We start from the raw sequence: 25,671 nt of genomic DNA, 5'->3' as shown, positions 1-25,671 counted from the left end.
TTTGTTTGATTGATTGTGAAGGTGGATTCCATCGTCAATACTAGTTCTGAACTAAGCAGGGAGAAACACTACCAGGATTCATGAGCAAAGGAGTCAAACCAGAACGGGTACCAACCCTAACGCCCGACACACTGAGTGAAACGGTGTTTTATCAGTCAGAAGGGGTAGCAAAGCAAGGACCTTATCACAGTACGTTTCATATTAATCGGATCGAAACAGTGCGTCAGTCATTACAATTTCCGATGCCTCCCCACCGTAAAACCGTCGTCGATTTTATTCTGGTTACCCACGGCAGTATGGTACGCCGGAAGGGGCTAACCAGCTATACCGTTCCTGCAAATACCTTCTTCTTATTACCCGCCCATCAGATTAGTTTCGATGAATGGATGAGTGAAGATATCCGGGGGTACTACTGTCACTTCGATACAAATCTTTTAACCCGGCGCTGGCAGAAGCAAGACCTGGAGAATGAATTCTCATTCCTTAGTTTTGTAGGTAATCCATTGGTATCTATTGATACAGAAAAGCTTAAGAATATTATTCCCTTGCTTGCCAGGCTGGAAGCAGAGTACCAGAGAGAATGCAACCCCACTATTGATATCTTCCGGATATATCTGCTCGCCCTGTTCTTTGAATTGAAACAGACTACGCCTGCAACTGCCTCTACTACCCCTGACCAGGCGGATACTGCCGCGCAGCGTCTGACACAGCAATACAAAAATGCGCTGTCCGAATTCGTGTACGAAAAGCAAAACGTAGCTGATTATGCTGAACTACTTCATATTTCGCCCAATCATTTGAACAAGTGCGTCAGAACGATTACCGGGCAGTCGGCACGGGATTTACTGGACGAAATGATTCTGCTAGAAGCTAAGGTACTGCTTAGTCAGACAACCCTTAGCATCAGTGAGATTGCCTATCGGATTAGGCGACAGGACCCGAGTAACTTCGGGCGATTTTTCAAAACAAAAACAGGGATGACACCCAGGGAGTATCAGCAGGTTGATTGATTTTGACTACCTATAGCCTGATTCTGATAAAAAATTGCACTTCGTGGGTGGTAGTTTTGCTTATTCCTGAACTGTTGATCTTCTACGACTTTTCTCATACGTAATTATACAAATGAAGTAGGACATCGAAGCAAGCGATGTATAAGACTCCTTATGAGTTTCATTAACTGTCATTCAGGTAATAACTGATACAAGGAGCCTTTCGGAAGAGGTTGCTACAAAAGATAATTCAGCAACCAAGAGCATCCTTAACTAATAACGTTTATGAGATTTTACACCCATTTTCAGAGGTCATCTATCAGTATACTTCTTTGCCTGACCGGTTTTCTGATGGCGCAGGCGCAATCTCCGTTACAGCACAATTTTCAGACCCCACCCAATGCGGCAAAGCCCCGCGTGTGGTGGCACTGGATGAACGGCAACATTACCAAAGAAGGCATTCAGAAAGACCTTGAATGGATGAAGCGCGTAGGAATCGGTGGATTTCAGAACTTCGACGCCAGCCTGTTTACACCGGTAGTCGTGCCCAAAAAACTGGTATTCATGACGCCCGACTGGAAGGATGCGTTCAAATTCACGACGAATCTGGCCAGTAAACTTGATCTCGAAATGGCTATTGCCGGCTCGCCGGGCTGGAGCGTGACGGGTGGCCCATGGGTACCTCCCGCCGACGCCATGAAAAAGTACGTTTGGAGTGAAACGCGGGTTACCGGTGGTCAGCCTTTTGCTGGTAAGCTGGCGCAGCCACCCACAGCAACGGGCAAGTTTCAGAATGTTCCACTGACAGCCTCTACCATAATGGGTGGCCCGCCGAAAGATATACCCAGCTACTATGCTAATGCGGCCGTAATCGCCTATCGCCTGCCTGCCGCCGAAAAACAGTTGTCGGAGCTTAACCCAACCATAACGTCGAGCGGGGGGACCTTCACCCTTGCTGAATTAACTGACGGTGACCTGGCGAAAACCACCATGCTGCCGCCCGTAGAAGTAGGGCAGGATATGTGGATTCAGTACGCCTTTGATCAGCCACAGACATTTAAAGCATTTACCATCGTAGGCTCGCCCCCGGCGGGTGAGTTGGCGGAATTTCGGGGAATGCCTGATAACCGCTCCCTGAAAGTGAGCGATGATGGGGTGAAATTTCGCGATGTAGTCATCATCCGAGGTTCTACCATGCCACAAAGTACCATGGGTATTTTACCCACAACGGCCAAATACTTTCGGTTCACATTTAAAACTGAGCAGTCTCAGAGTAGCCCCTTTGCCGCCATGTTCGGAGGGAGTGCTGAACCCGGCAAGCCGCAGGGAATACCCGTGGCCGAGCTGGTGCTGCATAACACCGACCGGGTAGACCTCTTTGAGCAAAAGGCGGGTTTTACACCCTGGTCTGAAAGTACGCACTCGCTGATAAAGCCGAACGCCGATGCCATTCCAACGGAGGAGGTGATTGATCTGACGGGTAAAATGAGCACAGACGGTACGTTAAACTGGACGGTGCCAGCCGGGAACTGGGTAATTGTACGCTTGGGCTACTCGATTACAGGCCGTGAAAATCACCCCGCTTCGCCCGAAGCTACTGGTCTGGAAGTGGATAAACTCGATAAGGCCGCCGTGCTGCGGTACATAGAAACCTACCTGGACATGTACAAGGATGCCACCGGAGGTATGATGGGGGCGCAGGGCTTGCAGTACATGGTTCTGGATAGTTACGAGGCCGGGCATATGACCTGGACTAAAAATATGCCCGATGAGTTCAAGCGTCGCCGGGGTTACGACCTCACACTCTGGCTTCCAGTGCTCACAGGCCGGATTATACAAAGTGCCGAAGCCAGTGAACGGTTTCTGTGGGATTTCCGCAAGACGATTGGTGAACTGATTGTCGAAAACCATTACGAGGCCATTGGTGATGCGCTGCACAAGCGCAGTATGAAACGCTACACGGAATCGCATGAAAACGGGCGAATCTACCTGGCCGATGGCATGGACGTGAAACGCAAAGCTGATGTTCCGATGGGAGCCATGTGGACACCCGGCAGCCTGGCCGGGGGGGCTGAAGAAGAAAACCGCAGTAAGGCCGATATTCGGGAAACGGCATCGGTGGCGCACATTTACGGGCAAAACCTCGTAGCGGCCGAGTCAATGACGTCCATTATGAACGCCTTTAGCTGGCATCCCGAAAAACTCAAACGCACCGCCGATATGGAACTGGCGTCGGGCCTGAACCGGTTCGTGATTCATACCTCGGTACACCAGCCGTTGACTGATAAAAAACCCGGTTTTTCGCTGGGGCCGTTTGGGCAGTATTTCACCCGGCAAGAAACCTGGGCCGAACCCGCCAAAGCTTGGGTTGATTACCTGAGCCGTAGTTCGTACCTGTTGCAGCAGGGAAAACCAGTCGTTGACATTCTTTACTACTACGGCGAAAATAACAACATTACTCAGATCTGCGCCCAGAAACTACCCACGCTGCCAACCGGCTACGAGTTCGATTTTGCCAACTCAACGGTTATTCGGGAGGCTATTAAGGCGGAAAATGGCCGCCTGGTAGCACCCAGCGGTATGACGTATCGGGTGCTGGCACTCGACTCTTCAGCACGCTATATGACGTTGCCCGTCCTGAAAAAAATCGGCGAACTGGCTAGTGCGGGCATTCACGTGGTAGGTGCGAAACCCGAACGCTCACCCAGTCTGAGCGATGACCCGGCGGCATTCAATACGCTGGCTAACCAAATCTGGAGCCAGCCAACGGTATCTAGCAAACCCGTAGCTGAGGTGCTGAAGGAAATGGACATACCGGAGGACGTGATCGTCAAAAACGCCAACGCTAACATTTTATACGTCCATCGGCAGGTTGAAACGCCACAGACGGTCGATCTGTACTGGCTCAACAGCCGCAGCGAAAACCCGAATGCGGCCGACATCAGTTTCCGCGTAACGGGCATGGTCCCCGAACGGTGGAATCCACAAACGGGGAAAACTGAACGGGTATCGTACCGCATCGAGAACGGACGTACCATCATATCGCTGGAGTTTGCGCCCTGGGATGCGTATTTCATCCTGTTCAGGAATAAGGCAACGGCAACGGCGTTCAACGTGCCAAAATCGGTCGAAAAGACGGTCGCTACGGTTTCCGGGCCTTGGAGCGTATCGTTTCAGGAGGGCCGTGGCGCACCGGCAACCGCTACGTTCAGCCAGTTGGATTCCTGGACCACGAACCCGGACAAGGGCATCATGTACTTCTCCGGCACCGCAACCTATACGAAAACAGTCAACGTGCCGTCGGTGAAAAAGGGGGATACCTATATGCTGGACCTGGGTGATGTGAAGAATATGGCGGAGGTGAGCGTGAATGGCAAAAACGTGGGTATCATCTGGAAAAAGCCATTCCGCATCGACGTGACCGACGCGCTCAAAACAGGGACCAACACCCTGGAAATAAAGGTTACCAATCTGTGGGTAAACCGGCTTATTGGCGATGCTCAACCCGAAGGCGGGACCGCCGGTGTAACTAACAAGATAACCTTCACCACAATGCCTTTCTACAAAGCCGATTCACCGCTGCTGCCTTCGGGCCTGCTGGGACCGGTAACGCTCATCGCTAAATAAATCCGTTATGCTAAAATACGCACTGGCTACCCTCATCCTCTGTACGGCGCTTTCGGCTAAAAGCCAGCTAATCAACGACTCACTTTTGGTTGATGGACACGTCCGCTCGTTTCATTTTCTGAAACCGACCCATCCTAAGGCAAGCCTGATTTTCATCCTGCACGGGTCTGGCGGTACTGGTGTGCAGAACAGACCCGGAGCCAAAAAACTGGAAGACGTTGCCCCGGCCGAAAACCTATTGCTGGTTTATCCCGACGGTTACAAAAAGTACTGGAATGAGTGCCGTAAATCATCCCCGGCGGAGGCTAATACGATTAATATCGACGAAGATGCCTTCTTCGCAGCCATGATCGACTACTTCAAAAAACAGTACCAAATTGAGGAAAAGAAGGTATTCGTAGTCGGTACGTCGGGGGGTGGGCACATGGCGTATAAACTCGCGCTGACCATGCCCGAACGCTTCCGGGCCATTACGGCCATCATCGCCAATCTGCCCGATACCAACAACCTGGACTGCCCGGAAAAACGGGTGGCGCTACCCGTTTTGATCATTAACGGCACGGCCGACAACATAAATCCTTACGACGGTGGTGAAGTGAAACTGGGGCCGCAAATGAATCTGGGCTTCGTTCGGTCTACCGATCGGACGTTTCGCTACTGGTCGACGCTGGCCGGTTATACGGGTGAACCAATGAAGAAACTCTTGCCTGATACTGACCCTGCCGACGGGAAAACCATTGAAGAGTACACCTACCGCCAAAAAGGCAAGCCCGAGGTGACCCTGTTGAAAGTGCTTAACGGCAAGCACGATTACCCCAACGATATCAACGTCTATCTGGAAGCACTGGCCTTCTTTAAGCGGCAACTGTAACACCTGTAACACCCACTAACAAGCATGAAACTATCTTTCCTAGCCATTGGGCTGGGCCTGCTTATAGGCCCATTTGTTCAGGCGCAGCGGGTCATTAAACTGTATGATGGTAAAGCGCCGGGCTCCGAAAGCTGGACATGGGAGGAAGCCGAGAACACGACCAACATGTTCAAAACGCGCGTTGTCTACAACGTATCGACCCCAACCCTCACGGCTTATTTGCCCAGCCCCGACCGGGCCAACGGAACGGCGGTCATTGTGGCACCGGGGGGCGCGTTTCATACGCTGTCGATTGATTCAGAAGGTGTCGATGTGGCCAAATGGCTCAACGAGAAAGGGGTGGCCGCTTTTGTGCTCAAATATCGTGTCGTCCATAGCCTGACGAATGACCCGGTTGGCGAACTGATGGCTAAAATGGCGGACTTCAAGAAGCTAGACGAAGAGAACGCGCCCGTCATCCCACTCGCCATTGCCGATGGTAGACGGGCCATGGAATACGTTCGTCAGCACGCTAAAGAATTTAACCTTTCCCCGAACCGGATCGGCTTCATGGGTTTTTCGGCGGGTGGTACCGTTACAATGGGCGTTGGCTTTGACTACACCGCGGCTAATCGACCCGATTTTCTGGCCCCAATTTACCCCTATCTCGGCGAGATGGCTATAGCCAAACAAGTCGTTCCGGTCGATGCACCACCCCTGTTCGTTTGTGCCGCATCTGACGATCAGCTTGGGCTGGCTCCGCATAGTACAAAGCTCTATAATGACTGGCTGGCGGCCAAAAAAACGGCCGAACTGCATATCTACCAAAAGGGGGGGCACGGGTTTGGCATGCGGAAGCAGAACCTACCCACTGATACCTGGATTGACCGCTTCGGCGACTGGCTGAACCTGAATGGATTTCTCACTAAAGCAAAACCTTAAACGCCTAAAAACGTACTAAAATGGCTAAGAATCCCCATTACCTCTCACAGTTGGCGCACCTGGAGTTGTTCAGTCCGAAGGTTGAGGAAACAGTAACCTTTCTCACGGATGTCGTCGGTTTGGACGAAACCGGCCGCGATGAACATGGCTCCGTTTATTTTCGGGCCTGGGGCGATTATTTTCACCATACGCTCAAAATATCACCCCGCGAAACACCTGGTATGGGCCACCTCGGCTGGCGCGCCGATAGTGCCGAAGCCCTCGACGAATGCGTGGCGTATCTGGAAAGCACGGGGGCCGGTATGGGCTGGGTCGATGGCGATCTGGGTCACGGCAGGGCGTACCGATTTAAGTCCCCCGATGGGCACATTCATGAAGTATTCTGGGATGTTGTCTGGCTGAAAGAAACCGGGCAGCGGGGCAGTATCTACGCCGACCGATACGCCAGCAACCGCCGGATTGGCGTTAACCCGCGCCGGTTCGACCACGTTACGTACATGGTAGCCAAATTTCAATACGGCAAGGAGAAAGCATTCTGGCAGGGAATGGGTCTCAAGAACCCGGACGAAGTACGCATCAGCGACGAAATCCCAGCAGTTGGCGGACTGTGGACCATCGGTAACCTGTCGCACGATCTGGCCGTTTTTTCTGACCCGAACATCGAACCCAACGAAGGCACGTTCAACCACCTGGCTTTTAACTTCGATAGCCGCGAAGAGGTGCTGCTGGCGCTGGATTACTTCACCGAGCGGGGCTTCAAAAGCGTAATGGGCGCACCCACCCGTCACAAGGCCGACGAGGGATTCTTTATCTACATCACCGACCCCGGCAGTGGTATTCTCTTCGAGTTTTACGCCTGCGCCCGCCTGATTTTTGCCCCCGACCACGGCCCGGACATTCACTACCTCAAAGACAACCCAAACGATGCCTGGGGCCATGCCAACCCATTCGCCGAAATGGGTAAAGGCAAAAAACTGGGCCTTACAGACGGCGTGGTGAAACCTGTTGATATGTAAGTACTGGTGCTTTGCTGCGCGTCATTCATTGTCATTATATGGTCATAGTAGTCATTGATACTCAATAGCTGCGTGGCCACAACGGGCAGTACAACGAATGACCGGCTATGACGCGAAGCAAATGACAGTGCAGCAAATGACTATAAACAACCTGTAATTATGTGGTATTATTTTCCGGGGCAGTACATGCCCTCTTATCAGGTAAACCGCGCCTTAACGCAGGCCCATTACGGCGGTGGTGAATTTGCCGAATGCCTCGAAGTAGCCAGTCAAATCACACCCGGCGATAATGAAAGCTTTCATCAAGCGTGGGTCAACATGGGTAATAGCGTTTATGCCATTGGCGAAACCGCGCTTGAGAACCAAAACCCGGTGACGGCCCGGCGCTCTTTTCTGCGGGCGTTCAACTACCTCCGTACGGCTGAGTTTTTTTTGAAGCCCAGTGACAGCCGGAAAATGCCGACCTATCTCAAGGCACGAGAAGCCTTTTTGAAAGCCATTGCCCATTTCGAACAGAAACCCCTTCAGGTGGAAGTCCCGTTTGAGGCCGGGCAGGCGGACCTATCACAATTGCCGGGCTATCTCTTTGCGCCGACGGGAGTGAAAAACCCGCCCCTGATGATTATGTTCGGGGGACTCGACAGCCTGGCGGAGGAACTGTATTTTGGCATTTCTCAACACCTCAACGAGCGCGGTATTGCCCTGTTGGCAATGGATGGCCCCGGCCAGGGATATGCATTGCGGGTCAACCATATTCTGACGCGCTATGATTATAATGTAGCCGGTACGGCTGTGCTGGATTGGGCCATTGCTAACCTGGCCGACCACGTAGATACATCGCGGATTGGCATTGGTGCCGTGTCGATGGGCGGGTATATGGCGGCTCGTTGTGCTGCTTTTGACCCTCGTTTCAAGGTGTGTATGGTCTTCGGAGCCGTCTGGAGTTACTACGATATCTGGAAAAACCGCCCCGACACACACCCTCTGGCCGAAATTGTGCAGCACATCGTGGGAGCTTCTACCATGGCCGACGCCCGCGAGCGGCTCAAACAATTCGCCCTGGACGACGTGGCCGATAAAATTTCGATGCCAACGTATATCCTGCATGGGGAAGATGACCGGCAGAATTTTGTGGAAAATGCCTACAAACTGGATGCCGCCCTAACCTGCGAACACGTCCTCGAAATTGTACCCAAAGAAAGCAGCGGCTCTGCCCATTGCCAAATCGACGATTTCACGAAGACATTTAACATGTTCGACTGGGTCGCGAAGAAAATGAAGGCCTAATAACTGTTAACTAGCAATCCATTGTGATACAACAGATAAAAAAAGGGATCACCTACGCCGAATCGGGCGAGGCCGATGCCAAAGTAAGAGCTACTGTCGAGCAAATGATTGCTGATATCCGGGATGGGGGTGACGATGCCGTTCGGACCTTGTCGCGCCGATTGGATGATTGGTCGCCCGAAAGTTTCCGACTATCGCCGGATCAGATTGGTGATATCGTAGCCATGTTACCCCAACAGGTAATCGACGATATCCGGTTTGCGCAGACCCAGATTCGGAACTTCGCCCAGATTCAGCGGGCCTCTATTCAGGATGTGGAGGTTGAAACGCTGCCGGGCGTATTTCTGGGTCACAAAAACATTCCCGTCAACAGCGTTGGGTGCTACGTGCCGGGTGGCCGTTACCCCATGGTGGCATCGGCGCACATGAGTGTGCTGACGGCTAAGGTGGCGGGCGTGAAGCGGGTTATTGCCTGTACACCGCCCATCAAAGGAGAAATTCCGGCGGCTACGGTAGCCGCGATGCACATGGCCGGTGCCGATGAAATTTACCTGCTCGGTGGTGTGCAGGCCATTGCCATGATGGCGCTCGGTACCGAATCCATAGAATCCGTCGACATGCTGGTAGGGCCGGGCAACGCCTACGTGGCCGAAGCCAAACGCCAACTTTACGGCAAAGTGGGTATCGACCTGTTTGCCGGCCCAACCGAAACGCTGGTTATTGCCGACGATACCTGCGACGTGCGGACCTGCGCTACCGACCTGCTCGGCCAGGCCGAACATGGACCCACGTCGCCCGCCATCCTGCTCACGAGTAGCCCGGAACTGGCTTATGGCGTACAGGCTGAAATAGAGCGGCAACTGGAAACATTGCCTACTGCTGATGTAGCGGGCGTAGCCTGGCGCGATTACGGGCAGGTGATTCTGGTTGACACGGTGGATGAACTGATCTCGGAAGCCGACCGGATTGCCAGCGAACACGTGCAGGTGATGACCGAAAACCCGCGTCTGTTTCTTGAGCGGATGACTAACTACGGCGGTCTGTTCCTCGGCGAAAAAACCAACGTGGCCTACGGCGACAAGGTGATTGGCACCAATCATACCCTGCCCACCCGCGAAGCGGCCCGCTACACCGGCGGACTATGGGTGGGTAAGTTCCTGAAAACCTGTACCTATCAGGAAATCAGAACGGCCGAAGCCAGCGCCATGATTGGAGAATACTGCTCGCGGCTGTGCGCCATCGAAAACTTTGCCGGTCATCAGGCACAGGCCGATTTGCGCGTCGAACGGTACGGCAAACGTGAGCTAGTCAATGAGTAGAAGACTAAGCAATCAAACGACGCACCGGCCCATTTAGTGGCTTTATCAAAACAGGATTACCAATGAAATCTATCATCCGAGCGTGTTTTATCCTATTAACTGTATTCAGTGCGAATAGCGTATATGCCCAACTACCGCAACTGGTCAAAACGGCCAATGCCACCAAATTAATGGTAGATGGCAAACCGTTTATCATGATGGGGGGTGAACTGCATAATTCGACCGGCTCGGATACGGCCGCTTTGAAACAGGTTTGGAAAAGCCTGAAAGCGATGAACGTCAACACGGTACTTGCCTACGCTTACTGGGAGATGGTGGAGCCGATTGAAGGGAAATATAACTTCGAGTTGGTAGACGCCCTGATTGATGGAGCCGGGAAAGAAAACATCCGGGTGGCACTGGTATGGTTCGGGAGTTGGAAAAGCACGGCATCGGCGTACGCACCGGAGTGGGTCAAAACTAATCCAAAACGATTTCCAAGGTACACGCTGGCCGACGGAAAAACACTCGAAATTCTGTCGCCATTCAGTGACGAAAACCGGCAGGCCGACGCGAAAGCGTATACGGCGCTGATGCAACATATTCAGGCGGTGGATACACGGCATACCATCATTATGATGCAGGTAGAAAACGAGCCGGGCTGTTTCGAAAATTACCGCGACTATTCTCCGGCGGCCCAGAAAGCATGGCAAAGTCCGGTGCCTTCTGAGATGGTCCGCTATCTACAGGCTAACAAAGGAAAACTGTTTCCTGGGCTCGAAAAAGCCTGGGCTGCCACAGGGTATAAAACGAAAGGGACGTGGGAAGACGTACTCGGCAAAAGTACCGACGAGGGTGAACACAAGCAGTACACAGAGGAGCTTTTTATGGCGTATCAGTATTCGAAGTACATCAACTATGTGGCGGCTGAAGGTAGAAAGAAACTGGATTTGCCCGCCTTCTGCAATGGCTGGCTCTACAACAAAAAAGGCTTTTATCCCCACGCAACCATCAATCCGCACGTGCTGGATGCTTACCGGGCCGGTGGTACGGCACTGAATTTTTACTCGCCCAACGTTTACACGATTGAGTACGACGAGCTTTTTTCAAACTACGTGCGGGGTGGTAATGCACTTTTTATTCCCGAAAGTCTGCCAGTTCCTGCCGGGGCGTTGTACGCTATTGGGGAGTTTGATGCCCTTGGATTTTCTGCTTTCGGTATCGACGGACCATCCGTCAAAAGTCCTGAAAATGCCACGAATGTGCGCATACTGACAGGATTGAATGAAACCATCAGCCAGATGGCTACCGTCATCACCGCTAATTACAACTCTCCGAAGATGAGGGCCGTTTACATCAATCCCAAACGGAAAGAACACGCCATTGATATAGGCGACTATCAGATTATCGCATCAAGTTCCGGTGGCATGGATGGATTCAGCATCGACTTTGGTAAATCGCTGGAGCAGGTGGGGAAACATAAAATAACCTTCGCCGAATTATCCGGTAACGATGCTCCACCCCAGCCAGCTCCGGCAACCATGGCCACTGCCACTCCAGTACCTTTCGGTGGAGCGCCCAAACCACTGGGGTCGGCTATGATTATTCAGCATTCGGCGGATGAGTTTTACGTAGTCGGCTATGGTGTGAAATTGAATTTTGCCTTGAAAGAAGGTATCGCCTTCAACCATCTGGGTTTTTTATCCATTGACGAGGGGACGTTTGAAAACGAACAGTTTGTTGCTGGGAAACGCTGGAATGGCGATGAACAAAAGGTAAGCTTACCCGAAAATCAGCTGACTGTGCTAAAAGTCAGACTGTATCGTAACTAGTTAGAGAATGAGCGCATTACAGAATAAAGTAGCCATCGTTACAGGTGGAGCAGGGGGTATTGGCTCCGCCATCACCCGACAACTGGCGCAGGCCGGGGCAGTGGTTATTGTTACTTACAACAGTGACCCACTTAAAGCCGACGCGCTGCTGGCTACCCTGCCCGGTAATGGACACGCCGTGCGGCAGGCGTCCGTTACGGATAGTGCATCGCTGGCAAAACTGGTCGGTTTCGTTACCGAAACGTACGGTCGGCTCGATATACTGGTGAACAATGCGGGCATTACCACGCCCGTGCCGCACGACGACCTTGAGGGATTGACGGATGAGTGGATAGATCGGATTTTACAGACCAATGTCCGGGGAACGTTTGCCATGATTCGCGCCTGTAAGTCATTATTGATGGCCGATGAAGGCGGGCTGGTGGTGAATATATCGTCTATTGCCGGGCAAACGGGACTGGGCAGCAATGTCGCCTACTGTGCCTCCAAAGCCGCTATTGATAGTATGACGCGTTCACTAGCCCGCTCACTGGCCCCGAAAATTCGGGTAGTATCCGTGGCGCCGGGGCTGGTTTTGGGAGAGTACACCAGCCGATTCGACCCCGCTTTTCTACAAAGCAATGCTGATTTGACGCCAATGGATCGCCTGGCAACAGCCATCGATGTAGCCAATGCGGTGCTGGCACTGGCTACTACGCTGACATTTACTACGGGTAGTATTATCCCGGTTGACGGGGGTAGAACCCTGCTATAACACGAACCTTTTTATTCTTTCCGATGAAACTCGTAACCTTCACCGATTCGACCAATAAACCTCGTGCGGGCTGGCTCACAGCCGATGCGACGGGCGTCGTGGACATGCACCGCATCAGCAATGGTGCCTTACCGGTCGACATGTTGTCGTTCATTGATGACCATGAGCGGTATATGGCACTGATTCAGGCCAACAACTGGCGGAGTTTGCCCGCCACCCATGCTATAGCTGATGTGACGCTACTGGCTCCGCTGCCAAATCCCCGCAGCTTCCGGGATTATATCGGCTTTGAGCAGCACCTCAAAAATGCGTCGTCCAAATTTGGGCATCAGGTAGCCCCGGAATGGTACGAAATGCCCATTTTCTACTTCACCAACCACCAGGCCATTTATGGCCCCGGCCAGAATATTCCCCGTCCCGCCCGCGAAACCCGCATGGATTATGAACTGGAAATGGGGTGTATTATTGGCAAAGCAGGCAGGAATATCCCGGCCGATCAGGCCGATGCGTACATTTTTGGGTACACCATTTTCAATGACTTCACCGCACGGGCTATTCAGGGTAAAGAAATGAAGTGTAACCTGGGACCTGCCAAGGGAAAAGATTTCGCCAATGCCATTGGGCCGTATATCGTTACGAAAGATGAGCTGGAACCGACGCGCGACGAAACCGGACGCTTCAACGTACGGATGGCCTCCCGTATCAACGGGCAACCCATCTGCAACGGCAACTTCAACACCATCCATTACACTTTTGGGCAAATGATGGAACGGGCCTCCGAAAACGACGTTATGCTGCATCCTGGTGACATTATTGGATCCGGCACTGTGGGCTGGGGTAGCCTGATTGAAACAAATTTTGAGGCCCACCGCCCGCTCGAACCTGGTGATGTAGTTGAGCTGGAAATTGACGGGCTGGGTATTCTAAAAAATCAAATTGTATGATCACTGAACACGCATTAATTACCATTCAGGCCGGCCGTCAGGCGGAGTTTGAAGCTGAGTTCCCGAAGGCGCAGGCCGTTATTAGTCAGGCCGGGGGCTTTATTGACTTACAACTCCAGCGGGGGATTGAATCGCCGGAAACCTACCTGTTGCTGATTCACTGGCAAACGCTGGACGACCATACGGTTGGCTTCCGGCAGTCGGAACTGTTTGCCCAATGGCGGGCCATTATTGGGCCTTTCTTCGCCAGCCCACCCGCTGTCGACCATTTTGAACCACTTGCCTAAACCTGAACCGAGCCATGAAAATCATCGATTTATCCGTAACGATCTCAACGGATATAAAAGAGCCGCTTCCTACCCGAATCGACTACGAAGACCACAAGGAAGGCGCAAAAAAGATGGGTTCCAAACTTTTTGGTGGCGCATCGGAGGCTGTATTTCTGGAAGGAAATGGCCCCGCCGGAGAGTTCCTGTACCTGACGGGCCATGCCGGTACGCACATTGATGCCCCCTGGCACTATTTCCCGACCAGCGAAGGCAAACCATCCCGAACCATTGAGGAGATGCCCCTCGACTGGTTTTTCCACGATGGCGTCGTCCTCGACTTTACCGATAAACCCGATGGGTACTGCTTCTCCTCCGACGACCTAAAAGAAAAACTGGCCGCCATCAACTACACTTTGAAACCCTTCGATATCGTACTAATTCGCTGCGATGCCGACAAACGACTGCACGATGATGATTTCGTGAAAATCCACGTTGGAGCCTCAGCCGAAGCCACGCACTGGCTAATCGATCAGGGCATCAAAGTGATGGGTACCGATGGTTGGGGATGGGATATTCCGCTGCATATCCAGGCCGAAGACTATGTCAAAAACCCTCGTCCCGGTGTTATCTGGGCTGCGCACTACGTTGGTCGCGAAAAAGAGTACTGCCAGATTGAGAAACTCGCCAACCTTGACCAGTTACCGCCCTTTGGCTTCACCGTTAGTTGTTTTCCGGCTAAAATAAAAGGCGGCAGCGCGGGCTGGTGCCGGGCCGTAGCCATATTTAATTGATTCGGGATTGGGGATTTGTTACTGGCACCAAGGCTTATGCATCAGCAATAAATCCCCAATCCGACATCCTAAATCTGAAATTTTATGTCTTCAATAAAAAAGGCCCTCGTCGTTGGGGGCGGTATTGGCGGTTTATCTGCCAGCATAGCCCTGCGTAAAGCGGGTATTGAGGTCGATTTAGCCGAATTACAACCCAAGTTTGACGTATATGGGGTTGGTATCATTCAGCCATCCAATGCTCTGCGGGCACTGGACGCGCTGGGTCTGGCCGACCAGTGTATGGAGCACGGTTCTCCCTATGGCCCGGTTAAAATGTGCTCGTCGAGCGGTTTCCAGTTCGGGCAGGCAGGAACGCCACCCATGGGCCGTTTGCCTGTGCACAACGGCATCTCCCGCCGGATACTGCACGAAATCCTGCACCAGGGAGCCTTGACTAACGGCGTACAGCCCCGCATGGGACTAACCGTGAAGGCTCTTGAAAACGGTCCTGATTCGGCAACTGTAACCTTTAGCGATGGTAGTACGGGGCAGTACGATCTGGTGGTGGGTTCGGATGGGGTTTATTCCAGCGTTCGTAGTTTGGTCATGGGCGACTATAAACCGAAATACACGGGTCAATCGGTGTGGCGCTATGCGTTTCCCCGCCCCGCCGACCTCGATACGGGCTACATTCACTTCGGGAAGAAAACGAAAGTTGGTCTGATACCGATGACGGCAAACACTATGTATATGTTCGTGGTATCGGCGGAGGGAAATGACCCCAAAATCCCTGAATCGGAACTGGTGCCGCGCATGAAAGCTTTGCTGGCCGAGTACGAAGCACCGATGATCCGCGCCGTTATCGACCAGATTACGGATCCCAAAGGGGTTATTTACCGGCCTCTCGAAACCCTGCTGCTGCCCGCACCCTGGTACAAAAATCGGGTATTGCTCATTGGCGATGCCGTTCACGCGACTATCCCGCAATTGGGGCAGGGAGCAGGGCTGGCCATTGAGGATGCTGTGGTATTAGGGGAGTTGCTTGGAACCGATGATTTATTGCCTACCGTGCTGGAGAAGTTCATGACCCGCCGGTATGACCGCTGTAACCTAGTGGTTGATGCCTCGAATACGCTGGGAGAATGGGAGCAGTTGGACTGGCAGGGTAAACTACCCGAAGGAGCTAATATGGGTGCCCTGATGGGCAAAACGCTCGGTGCAATGGGCGCGCCGATTTAACCAGAACCTAACACCTACCGAGTGTCATGAAAGAGTTTATCCAGCGAAACGCCCTAACGGCTACAGTATTGAACCTGATTATCAATATCGTAGCACCATCCGTTATTTTTCGTAATGATGCGTTCTTCAATTTTAAGGGAGAAAGCCCAACGCTGGTCGACCTGTTGGTGCCCACGGTACTGATTTCAGTCTTTGCCACCACACTAGCCACGTTCGTGACCATGACGAAACTGCGAGTGGCGCAAAAGCTGCAACCCGTTCTGGCTCCAGCTACCAGTTGGGTAGGAACCGCCGTGCTCACGTCAGTTATACTGGCTGTTGCCTTTGCCGGGGTATTTATTCTGCTGATGACCGGGCTCCATTCTCTGTTCAGTGAATTTCAACTGTCAAAATGGGTTGCGCTGGGCCTGTCTGGAGCCGTTGGGGCAATGGTTGCCCTCGTAGCGTCATTCATTGCCGTACACCGAGCCAAACTGGTTTGCTAATTCAGCTTCAGGAAATTGACCGGGCGAACACACAAAACGGTATCACCAAAACCATTTTTTGGTAATTAACCATCGAAGTCCGCTCCACCTCGAAGGCTGATGAAACGCATGGGGCAACCCGAAGAAGTAATGGATGTGGCTTTTGTCTTTTCCAACGAGCCTGGTTTTATGGCCGGTCACGCGTTACCCGCAGATGAGGGGAGCCTTCGTTGAAAACCCTCAGAATTTGGGACAGGGGAGTTTTTTATCCCGTCGTTTAACGCCGGGTCGGCGGCCTTCGGGCTTGTCAAAGATATACGACAGCGATAACTCGTGGGAGCCACCGCTATTGCCGAGGGTCGATATTGTCAGGTCATAACTGTAGCCAATGGAAAACTTTTCCATACGCCAGCCAATCAAGCCCGCAATCGCATCGTTATTATTGAGTGTCTGATCGTACTTCTTGAACGGAATACCCCGATAATAAGCACCAATCGTCAGTGGAGAGTACGTTAAGTAAGCTCCCAGATCCAACTGGTCATACTTGCCCTGGTGTTTGTACATGATAACGGGTGAGATGCTGATTTCTCTGTCCTCCTCATCAGCCAACCCGGTGAAGCCCCCCAAGGGAATGCGCAGGCCAGCCTGAACGCTTACCTTAGCCGGTAGCCGGTCCCGCCCGCCAATGAAAAATCCCTGGTCTGGCCGGTTGATATGGTGCACAGCTGTGCCCACCCAAAACCAGTCCGAATAGAAGAGTCCCCCCGTCGAGAAATCAAGGTATTTCTGTGAGGGCAAACCACCCTGCAACGCCGGGTCCCCGGAAACACTGCCCGTAATGAATCCCCGGTCGGTAAACTGATCGCCCGTGGTCAGGCCAAAATAATTGATACTTCGGTTGACGTACGAGCCCTGCAACCCTAGTCGGATGAAGGAGGACTCGCTCACCTGAAACTGGTATGCATAGTGCAACCCAATGTCCGTTGACTGAATCCGGCCCTGACCCTGGTTATCGTTTTGAATCGTCAGACCGATACCGCTGCTGTATTTATCGATGAAATGATCGACAGCCACCATCGTCGTTACGTAGTTGGTAATGGCAGGCCACTGGTTCCGGTAATTTGCCGTAATGCGGGGGGCTAGTGCTGATCCGGCAAACGCAGGATTCAGGTAAAGGGGAGCCGCGTAAAACTGAGTGAATTGAGGATCCTGAGCGAAGACCATCCGGCTCAGGGCCAGCGTCAAAATCGTCAGTATGTATTTTTTGAGCATAACGGCAAAATCAGGGCAAAGACTAGGCCAACTTTATTGTTGCAACGTTGTCAACCGAAACGAAGTATTTAAGAATAAAGCAATCAATAAAATTAGGCGAATTTCACGGCTTTTTATGGCAGTGAGTCGATAAAATTTTAACGGATTACTGTCGTTTATACTAACGTAATGCCCTTGTTGTTGTTATGTTGTGGGAATGAATTTGAGCAGTGGGCTTCATTTGTTATTTGTTCATGGTAAGGTTTAATCATGTTATTCGTGTTGCTGGACTTTGGGCCGTGCTGTTTCTGCTGGCAGGACAGACTGCGTCCTGGGCACAGGGATTTAAAATCAGTGGTAAAACGTGTGTTCCTGATATAGAATGTAAGTCGGACTCTGTTGTGTTTACGGATAGCGTACTAACTGGTGTAACCAACCGGGTCTGGGATTTTGGCGATGGAACCACCGTAACGAAGCAAAGGGATTCAGTAGCCCGGCACGTTTACCAACAGGCAGGGTCTTATACCATCCGGTTGACAAGGACGGTTAATGGCGTAACGCAAACAGCCAGCAAACCGATTACAGTCTATAATCGCCCACAACCATTTGCCAACTGGCGCACGGACACTACCATCTGTACAGGGGAGACAATAACTTTGGATCCGTATGCAGGCAGTCCGGCTCAATCAGGACTGCGATTTATCTGGTACCCAAAGGGAGATACTACGCAGAGTATCCAGGTTGACAGCTCTGGCTGTTATTCGGTTGAGGCCATTAGTCCCAACGGGTGTTCTTACCAGGATCGGATTAACGTTGATGTTTGTGGGGAGAAAAAGGAATCGCAGGGTGTGAAGTGGTATTTTGGACAAAATGCCGGCCTTGATTTTAGCGGTGGCGGGTCGCCAAAACCCATAACTGACGGCAAACTGAATACGATTGAAGGGTCTTCCTCCATTGCCAATACCAAAGGCATACTCCTGTTTTATACCGACGGGATTATCATTTACGACAAGGATGGGACACCATTAAAATCGCTTGTGCCGGGCGACACAAACACCGTACAGCAGCCGCTGAAAGGGAGTAAAAACTCTACTCAGTCCGCGCTGATTGTGCCAAAACCAACCTGCCGGGGTTGCGAGTACCTGTATTACGTGTACACAACTTCCGAAATTCGGGGGCAGAAAACGCTGACGTATAGTGTAGTGGATATGCGTCAGAATGGAGGCAAAGGCGCTATTGTGGAGAAAAACCTACTTCTGGCAAACCAGGGTACGGAGCAGTCGGCGTCGGTAGAAAACAAACGTGACTCTACCTACTGGGTTATTACCCGTAAGTATGGAACAAATCAGTTTGAGGTTCGCCATTTGACCCGCAGCGACAATGCCGATCCTGTAACCTACACGGGCGGTCAGGTGATTGATTCGCTGGCCAATGCCGAAGGTTACATCAAAATTGGTCCTGCCGACACATCCAGCGCCAATCAGGCCACCCGCCCTATGGCCGTTGTTATTCCGGGGCCACCCAAAAACTCGGTTGATTTATATACGTTCAATGACTCTACGGGTGTACTCAAATTTGATCGGACACTCGATTTAGGGCCTGCCCCGCCCAAAGCCTACGGCGTCGAGTTCTCACCCGATGGCAAGAGTTTGTACGTAACCATGCTGGCGGATACCAACAGTGACGGTAGTCTGAAAGGTAGTTCGTATATTCTGAAGTATGATCTGACGCAAAAAGACTCGCTGCTGACAAAGTCGAAGACGGTGGTCGATAGTAGTACAACGCGCCAGTACGGCTCTATCCAGATTGGACCAGATGGTCGTATCTATGTGGCTATTGAGGGAAGTAAATCCCTCGGTACTATTGAAAACCCAAATGGGGGACTGCTCGACAGTTTAATCTACAATCCGGCTGGTCAGTCGCTGGGTGGACAAACCAGTCAGCTGGGACTGCCAAACCTGGTGGCAAACTTCAACGATCCATCCAGCGGCCCGGGCCTGATGTACAGCGATACCTGTGTAAACGCACCGACTGTGTTTCAGATTGGGCCAAACTGCCCGAAACTAAAGGAAGCCTACACGCTGGATTTTGGCGATGGTAGCCGTCCTTACTCCACAACAGCTACCAAGCCCGTTACGCACTCGTATGTATCGCCCGGTCAGTATGCTGTTAGCCTTCGCATCATTACCAAAACCAGCGCGGGGGGTATTTGTAAAGACACGCTGATTAAGGATACCCTAACGATATTGGCGACACCACCCGACATAGAGCTGGGGGCCGATACCGCTATCTGTAATAAGAAAGGAATAACCCTGGATATAAAAGTAACGGCCAAGGTATACGTCTGGCTGGTGAATGGGGCCGTTGCGGGGAGGCAACGAACCATAAAACTCGACAGGCCCGGCTACTATATTGTAGTGGGGTTGGCTGCCAATGGCGAATGTTTTAAAAGTGATACGATTGAAGTGCAAATCAAGCCTACACCGTCCCTCGACCTGGGGCCTGATACGCTCTTCTGTTATCGATCATCGGTCAATTTGACCGTTCCGCAACAGACATGGACCCAGTTTCAATGGAGCAATGGCGGCAATACCAAAACGATCTCGGTGTCTACACCGGGCACCTATACCGTTACCGCTCAGGCTACAGTGAATGGCACAACCTGCGAAAATTCCGATACGATCCGGGTTAGTGAATTACCGAAGTTACGACTGGCAGCCGCTCTTACCGGCCCTACCACCTGTACCTCGGCCGATGGGGCCATTGCCCTGACACCAACCCCCACAGGAATCTATCAGTACGACTGGACTCGCTTTGATGGAGCCATCCTGACGGGTACGGGGAGTCAGCAGACAAGTTTAACCGAAGGTGGCTACAAAGTAACGGTAAACGATACGGTTCACACCTGTAAAGCAGATACGGCTTTCACGCTGAAATCTCCAGCGAATCAACTGGCCATTGCCCCTAGGATTGTAGACGCTTTATGCAGTATACCTAACAGCGGCACCATTAGTCTGACCGTTACGGGAGGAACGCCAGCCAGTTACGCTTGGTTGGATGCGAACAACAACCTGATTACTACTACGCCCGTTTTAGGCACTGCGAATGCGGGATTTTACACGGTGCAAGTGACCGATATACTAGGCTGTAAAGCACTTAAAGATAGTATAAAAGTTGGTCTTGACAGTACTGGTTTTGCCCGTCTGGTGCCTGATACCCTTACATGCCCCGGTCTTTCGGTGCTACTCGCTCCGCGTTCCGGCGATCAGCCCGGTAATGTTTACCAGTGGAGTAATGGGGCGACTTCGCCAACGATATTGGTTGCTCAGCCGGGTTCGTATAGCCTGACCGTTAGAAATACGCAAACGGGTTGCGTGGGCCGGAGTAGTACACGCGTTGGGGAACGGCCACCACCAGCGTTTTCGTTCACGGAACTGGCGGCTTTGTGCGAGGGCGATCAGGGTCAGGTGCAGCTTTCTGCAAATGGAGCACCCGGTTTGCAATACCTATGGCTCAACCGGAATGATACCACAAAGGCAATAACCGTAGCCCAGGCGGGCTCGTATACCGTGCAGGTAACCGATCCGCTGGGTTGTACGGCAACGGGGCTGGCTCGCGTACTCAATCAGTGCGAGCCGAGAGTGAACGTGCCCGATGCCTTCTCGCCCAATAACGATGGAGTGAATGATGTGCTTCAGGTATTTACAGCCTACGTTACGGATTATGAATTCAGGATTTATAACCGCTGGGGTGAGGTGATTTTTGCCACGAGTAACCCGGAGCAGAAATGGGACGGAACCTACAAAGGGACTACCTATCCTTCAATGCTTTACCCATACACCGTGACCTTTAAAAGCGAGTCGTTTCCCGAGCGGGGACGGGCCACAAAAAGGGGATCGGTATTGCTGATTCGATAGCAATTTTGTGCCATTTTTTTTGTAAATTTGACGTAGACGACCGGACAAAAAAACACGGCTTTTACGGTGGAATCTGGCCGGATCTGCACGAATTAAAACCATGCGAAACGACTTTTTAAAAGGCTCAAACGAGGGGCTTACGGCTACCGATAAAGAAATTGAACGGGCACTCAGACCCCTCTCTTTTACTGATTTTACAGGACAGGCCAAACAAATCGAACTCCTTGAAGTATTTGTCCGGGCTACTATGCAGCGGGGCGAGGCACTCGACCATGTGTTATTGCACGGGCCTCCGGGTTTGGGTAAAACGACCCTGTCGCACATCATTGCCAATGAGCTCAATGCCAGCATAAAAATGACCTCTGGACCGGTGCTGGACAAGCCCAGTGATCTGGCTGGCTTATTGACGAATCTGCAACCGAACGATGTGCTGTTTATTGACGAAATACACCGGCTTAATCCCATTGTGGAAGAGTACCTGTATTCGGCAATGGAAGATTACAAGATTGACATTATGCTGGATTCTGGGCCTAATGCCCGGACAGTTCAGATAAAACTAAACCCATTTACCCTCATTGGGGCCACTACACGGGCGGGTATGCTAACAGCCCCGTTGCGGGCACGTTTTGGCATCAGATGTCGGCTGGAGTATTATGATGCTGAGTTGCTGACCAGCATTGTACAACGGTCGGCGGCAATTCTGAGTACACCTATCGATGCCACGGGAGCTTACGAAATTGCGCGCCGTAGTCGGGGAACGCCCCGCATCGCTAATAACCTGCTACGCCGAACCCGCGACTTTGCCCAGGTGAAAGGAAAGGGTATCATTGACATCGACATTGCTGAAATCGCACTAAGTGCGCTGGAAGTTGATCAGAATGGGCTTGACGATATGGACAACCGTATTTTGCTGACTATTATCGAAAAATTCAAGGGTGGTCCGGTGGGCTTGTCTACTATTTCAACCGCCTGCGGTGAAGAGTCCGACACAATTGAGGAAGTGTACGAACCTTTCCTGATTCAGGAAGGATTTTTGAAGCGGACCTCCCGGGGACGGGAAGTAACGGAGAAAGCCTATATACACCTCGGTATTGTACCCAATTTCCGGACAGGTGAGTTGTTCGGATAGGGTACAATAAAAAAGTCGTCCAGAAGTAGTGTTTACTTCAGACGACTTTTTTTGTTTTTATTGACTACTACATTAGTTTGCTTTCGTAGATGCAGTGGATGATATTAGCTACGGCCTTGTCAATCAGGAAATAGTAAATATTCTTACCACTCCGCCGTATGTCGAGAATACCTTTATCCCGCATATTGATCAGGTGATGCGAGATTAAAGATTGCTCCGCATTGAGGTTTTTGTAAATCGCCGACACATTTAGCTCTTCATTCTCATTCAGCATATGAATGATTTTTATTCGCAGAGGATGTGCTACGGCTTTCAAGACGTAAGCGGCCCGGTCGATACGCTTTTCATCATCTACAATTTTTTCAGTAACCATGGTAGGTGCATTTAAAGGGAGATAAAGGCAGAAAGGTACACCAAAAATAAACATATGTAAAGCGTTAACCGACTGAACGTGAGCACACTTTTTATTTAAAGGTGATTTTCCGTGACAATATTATCAATTTATCTGACCGAAAATACATGTGTATGTATTTTTAATAGAAAAGGACACAAAATTATAATCAGTTATTAGGGAAAGGACAGAGTTGTATCGGCTTACGAATGGTCTTCATAAGGCGATAAACAGGGTGCCAAAATTAAAAACTGGGAACGATATAAAAATCAGCCCATCGGCCAGTTAGATTCTTCTAAACGGTCGATGGGCTGATTTTTATTACTTCAACGGGTTACTTCTGCCGGAAGAAGAGCGTGAGCGGCACACCGGTAAAATCGAAGTGATCCCGCAGGCGATTCTCCAGAAAACGCTGGTAGGACTCCTGTACGTACTGAGGTAGGTTGCAGAAGAAAACGAACGTGGGCGAAGGCGTTGGAACCTGTAGCATGTATTTGATTTTTACGTGCTTCCCCTTCAACGCCGGTGGTGGATATTTTTCAATTTCGGGCTGCATAGCCTCGTTCAGTTTGGAGGTGGTCACCTTTTTCGTCTTGTTTTCAAAGACCTCCATTGCCTTTTCCATCACCTGAAAAATACGCTGCTTCTCGTGAACCGATGCGAAAATGATGGGCACGTAATCAATAGGCATCATCCGCTGAATCATTTCTTTTCGCAACACATCGGCCGTACGATGATCTTTCTCAACAGCGTCCCATTTGTTGACCATAATGACCACGCCTTTCTTAGCTTTTACAGCCTGACCAATGATCGTTAAATCCTGCGCTTCGAGGCCACGGGTTGCGTCGAGCATGATAATACACACGTCCGACTCTTCCATTGCCTTAATGGCGCGCAGGGTCGAATAGAACTCAATGTTGTCATTAATACGGGCCTTTCGCCGGATACCGGCTGTATCGGTCAAGATAAAGTCTTTGCCATACGCCTTGTAGCGTGTGTCAATCGCATCCCGGGTTGTACCGGCAATATCCGTCACGATACTGCGATCCTGACCGGTTAGTACGTTCAGAAATGATGACTTACCTACATTGGGGCGGCCCAGAATAGCGATTCGGGGGATGCCTGCGTCCGGGTTTTCAATACCCGCTGTCGGGAAGTGCTTAATAACCTCATCCAGCAGATCGCCTGTACCGGTACCAGTCATTGACGAGATGGGGTAGGGTTCACCCAGACCAAGCCCGTAGAACTCAGCCGCACTGTGCGAACGCTCTGCCGTTTCGGCTTTGTTGGCTACCACGTACACCGGTTTATTGGACCGGCGTAACACATTGGCGAAGTCTTCGTCCAGGCCAGTTATACCCGTTTGCGTATCGACCAGGAATAACAACACAGTCGATTCCTGAATGGCTATCTCAACCTGTTCGCGGATTGATTCTTCAAACACGTCTTCGGAACCGACCACGTAACCACCCGTGTCGATAACAGAAAAGTATTGGTTGTTCCACTCAGCCGTGCCATAGTGCCGGTCTCGGGTAACCCCGCTTTGGTTATCCATAATAGCCTGCCGCTGTTCGGTCAGGCGATTAAAAAAGGTTGACTTACCCACATTGGGGCGGCCAACAATTGCAACAATATTTGCCATTTTTATTGAAGGAGTGAGGGGCTGGAAGCGAGTAGTGAGAATCCATCCGGTTGTTTTCAGGTTACCGAACGGCTACTCACTACTCGCTCCTAACGCCTGGTGCTTACTCGTCGTATCCCAGCCGCTTGAGCATGCGCTCTTTTTGCCGCCAATCGGGTTCGACCTTAACGAATTGTTCTAAAAATACTTTTTTGCCAAAAAACCGTTCCAGTTCTTCGCGGGCCATGATGCCCGTTTTTTTGATCATTTTCCCCCCCTCACCCAGCAAGATAGCCCGCTGCGTAGCGCGCTCAACGAGAATCTCGGCCTGAATAACAATGATGTCTTCCTTTTCCTTGAAACCGGTAACGACTACCTCACTGCTGTAAGGCACTTCTTTCTTATAGTTCAGAAAAATCTTTTCCCGAATAATCTCCGAGGCAAAAAATCGCTCCGGCTTATCCGTCAATTCATCTTTGGGAAAGTAGGCCGGGTGTTGGGGCAACCGGCTTATGATGCTTTCAAACACATGTTCCGTGTTGAAACCATTGAGGGCCGATATGGGAATAATTTCCTCCGCTGTGAAGTTCTCCTGCCAGTACGCAATTTTTTCGTTAACCTGTTCCTGCGTGGCCTGATCGATCTTGTTGATTAATAGCAGGACCGGAACCTCTGACTTCTTCAGTCGCTCGATAACGTCGTTTTCGTCGTGCAGTTCAAAAATGTCCGTCACGAACAGAATTACGTCGGCATCTTCAATGGAACCGCGCACAAAACTCATCATTGATTCCTGGAGCTTGTACAACGGCTTGATAATGCCGGGCGTATCGGAGTAAACGAGTTGAAACTCCTGACCGTTGTGGGTCCCGTTCAGGATACCCATAATGCGGTGCCGGGTGGTTTGCGCCTTGGCAGTGATGATGGAGAGCCGTTCGCCAACGAGTTTATTCATCAGCGTTGACTTCCCTACGTTGGGTTTTCCGACAATACTGATAAAACCGGCTTTGTGGTTGACTGACGGGTCGCCAGCCGGAGTAGTTTCCGTAATTTCCTGTTCCATACTTGAGGTGATCCCGTTGGT

Annotated in this window: 20 protein-coding genes; 16 read left to right on the top strand and 4 right to left on the bottom strand. The window is 51.3% G+C overall.

Features of this window, described 5'->3' with window-relative positions; translation table 11 throughout:
• Nucleotides 1-80: 80 nt before the first annotated feature.
• From B156_RS0105415 to B156_RS0105350, 14 genes are all read left to right on the top strand, one after another.
• Nucleotides 81-1,010, top strand: coding sequence for a helix-turn-helix domain-containing protein (locus B156_RS0105415; RefSeq protein ID WP_018618629.1), 930 nt, complete (start codon nt 81-83; stop codon nt 1,008-1,010).
• Between the two features lie 264 nt (nt 1,011-1,274).
• Nucleotides 1,275-4,616: a glycosyl hydrolase gene (locus tag B156_RS0105410; RefSeq protein WP_018618628.1), complete on the top strand. Its 3,342-nt coding sequence runs from the start codon at nt 1,275-1,277 to the stop codon at nt 4,614-4,616.
• Nucleotides 4,617-4,623: 7 nt separating this feature from the next.
• Nucleotides 4,624-5,487 carry a CE1 family esterase gene (locus tag B156_RS0105405; protein WP_018618627.1) on the top strand — a complete coding sequence of 288 codons (864 nt, stop codon included), beginning with the start codon at nt 4,624-4,626 and terminating at the stop codon, nt 5,485-5,487.
• Between the two features lie 24 nt (nt 5,488-5,511).
• Nucleotides 5,512-6,408, top strand: coding sequence for an alpha/beta hydrolase (locus tag B156_RS0105400; RefSeq protein ID WP_018618626.1), 897 nt, complete (start codon nt 5,512-5,514; stop codon nt 6,406-6,408).
• A 20-nt stretch (nt 6,409-6,428) separates the two neighbouring features.
• The gene (locus B156_RS0105395; protein WP_018618625.1) at nt 6,429-7,424 is read left to right on the top strand and encodes a VOC family protein; all 996 of its coding nucleotides are present in this window, start codon (nt 6,429-6,431) and stop codon (nt 7,422-7,424) included.
• A gap of 159 nt (nt 7,425-7,583) precedes the next feature.
• Nucleotides 7,584-8,711 carry an alpha/beta hydrolase family protein gene (locus tag B156_RS0105390; protein ID WP_018618624.1) on the top strand — a complete coding sequence of 376 codons (1,128 nt, stop codon included), beginning with the start codon at nt 7,584-7,586 and terminating at the stop codon, nt 8,709-8,711.
• Between the two features lie 23 nt (nt 8,712-8,734).
• Nucleotides 8,735-10,030, top strand: a complete 1,296-nt coding sequence (gene hisD, locus B156_RS0105385) for a histidinol dehydrogenase (protein WP_018618623.1) — start codon at nt 8,735-8,737, stop codon at nt 10,028-10,030.
• 62 nt (nt 10,031-10,092) lie between these two features.
• Nucleotides 10,093-11,841, top strand: coding sequence for a DUF5597 domain-containing protein (locus B156_RS0105380; RefSeq protein WP_018618622.1), 1,749 nt, complete (start codon nt 10,093-10,095; stop codon nt 11,839-11,841).
• A gap of 7 nt (nt 11,842-11,848) precedes the next feature.
• Nucleotides 11,849-12,595 (top strand): SDR family NAD(P)-dependent oxidoreductase, encoded by a 747-nt coding sequence (locus B156_RS0105375; protein WP_018618621.1) that lies wholly within the window; start codon nt 11,849-11,851, stop codon nt 12,593-12,595.
• Between the two features lie 23 nt (nt 12,596-12,618).
• A complete protein-coding gene (locus tag B156_RS0105370) occupies nt 12,619-13,539 on the top strand; it encodes a fumarylacetoacetate hydrolase family protein (RefSeq protein ID WP_018618620.1) in 921 nt (306 codons plus the stop codon).
• Nucleotides 13,536-13,826 carry an antibiotic biosynthesis monooxygenase family protein gene (locus B156_RS0105365; protein ID WP_018618619.1) on the top strand — a complete coding sequence of 97 codons (291 nt, stop codon included), beginning with the start codon at nt 13,536-13,538 and terminating at the stop codon, nt 13,824-13,826. The genes B156_RS0105370 and B156_RS0105365 overlap by 4 nt, the downstream gene beginning before the upstream one ends.
• Before the next feature lie 14 nt (nt 13,827-13,840).
• Nucleotides 13,841-14,599, top strand: coding sequence for a cyclase family protein (locus tag B156_RS0105360; protein WP_018618618.1), 759 nt, complete (start codon nt 13,841-13,843; stop codon nt 14,597-14,599).
• An 84-nt stretch (nt 14,600-14,683) separates the two neighbouring features.
• A complete protein-coding gene (locus B156_RS0105355; protein WP_018618617.1) occupies nt 14,684-15,817 on the top strand; it encodes an FAD-dependent monooxygenase in 1,134 nt (377 codons plus the stop codon).
• A gap of 26 nt (nt 15,818-15,843) precedes the next feature.
• Entirely contained in the window at nt 15,844-16,302 is a 459-nt protein-coding gene (locus tag B156_RS0105350; protein ID WP_018618616.1) for a hypothetical protein, read from the top strand.
• Between the two features lie 219 nt (nt 16,303-16,521).
• Here B156_RS0105350 and B156_RS0105340 read toward each other — a convergent pair whose 3' ends face one another.
• Nucleotides 16,522-17,553, bottom strand: coding sequence for a PorP/SprF family type IX secretion system membrane protein (locus B156_RS0105340; RefSeq protein ID WP_018618614.1), 1,032 nt, complete (start codon nt 17,551-17,553; stop codon nt 16,522-16,524).
• Nucleotides 17,554-17,786: 233 nt separating this feature from the next.
• On the opposite strand from B156_RS0105340, the gene B156_RS0105335 reads away from it, so the two are divergent.
• Together B156_RS0105335 and ruvB are read left to right on the top strand one after the other, a co-directional pair.
• Nucleotides 17,787-21,449 (top strand): PKD domain-containing protein, encoded by a 3,663-nt coding sequence (locus B156_RS0105335; protein ID WP_245563692.1) that lies wholly within the window; start codon nt 17,787-17,789, stop codon nt 21,447-21,449.
• A gap of 100 nt (nt 21,450-21,549) precedes the next feature.
• On the top strand, nt 21,550-22,578 hold the full coding sequence (ruvB, locus tag B156_RS0105330; RefSeq protein ID WP_018618612.1) for a Holliday junction branch migration DNA helicase RuvB: 1,029 nt from the start codon (nt 21,550-21,552) through the stop codon (nt 22,576-22,578).
• Nucleotides 22,579-22,645: 67 nt separating this feature from the next.
• On the opposite strand, the gene B156_RS0105325 is transcribed toward ruvB, so the two are convergent.
• The 3 genes from B156_RS0105325 to era all read right to left on the bottom strand — a co-directional run bounded on the left by B156_RS0105325 (nt 22,646) and on the right by era (nt 25,650).
• Nucleotides 22,646-22,951 (bottom strand): ArsR/SmtB family transcription factor, encoded by a 306-nt coding sequence (locus tag B156_RS0105325; RefSeq protein WP_026260618.1) that lies wholly within the window; start codon nt 22,949-22,951, stop codon nt 22,646-22,648.
• A 352-nt stretch (nt 22,952-23,303) separates the two neighbouring features.
• A complete protein-coding gene (der, locus tag B156_RS0105320; protein WP_018618610.1) occupies nt 23,304-24,611 on the bottom strand; it encodes a ribosome biogenesis GTPase Der in 1,308 nt (435 codons plus the stop codon).
• 103 nt (nt 24,612-24,714) lie between these two features.
• Nucleotides 24,715-25,650 (bottom strand): GTPase Era, encoded by a 936-nt coding sequence (era, locus tag B156_RS0105315; protein WP_018618609.1) that lies wholly within the window; start codon nt 25,648-25,650, stop codon nt 24,715-24,717.
• Nucleotides 25,651-25,671: the final 21 nt, after the last annotated feature.

The sequence above is a fragment of the Spirosoma luteum DSM 19990 genome (assembly GCF_000374065.1).
Lineage (GTDB): Bacteria > Bacteroidota > Bacteroidia > Cytophagales > Spirosomataceae > Spirosoma > Spirosoma luteum.
The sequence above is the reverse complement of the archived record's forward strand: the minus strand, read 5'-3'. Positions and strand labels throughout refer to the sequence as shown.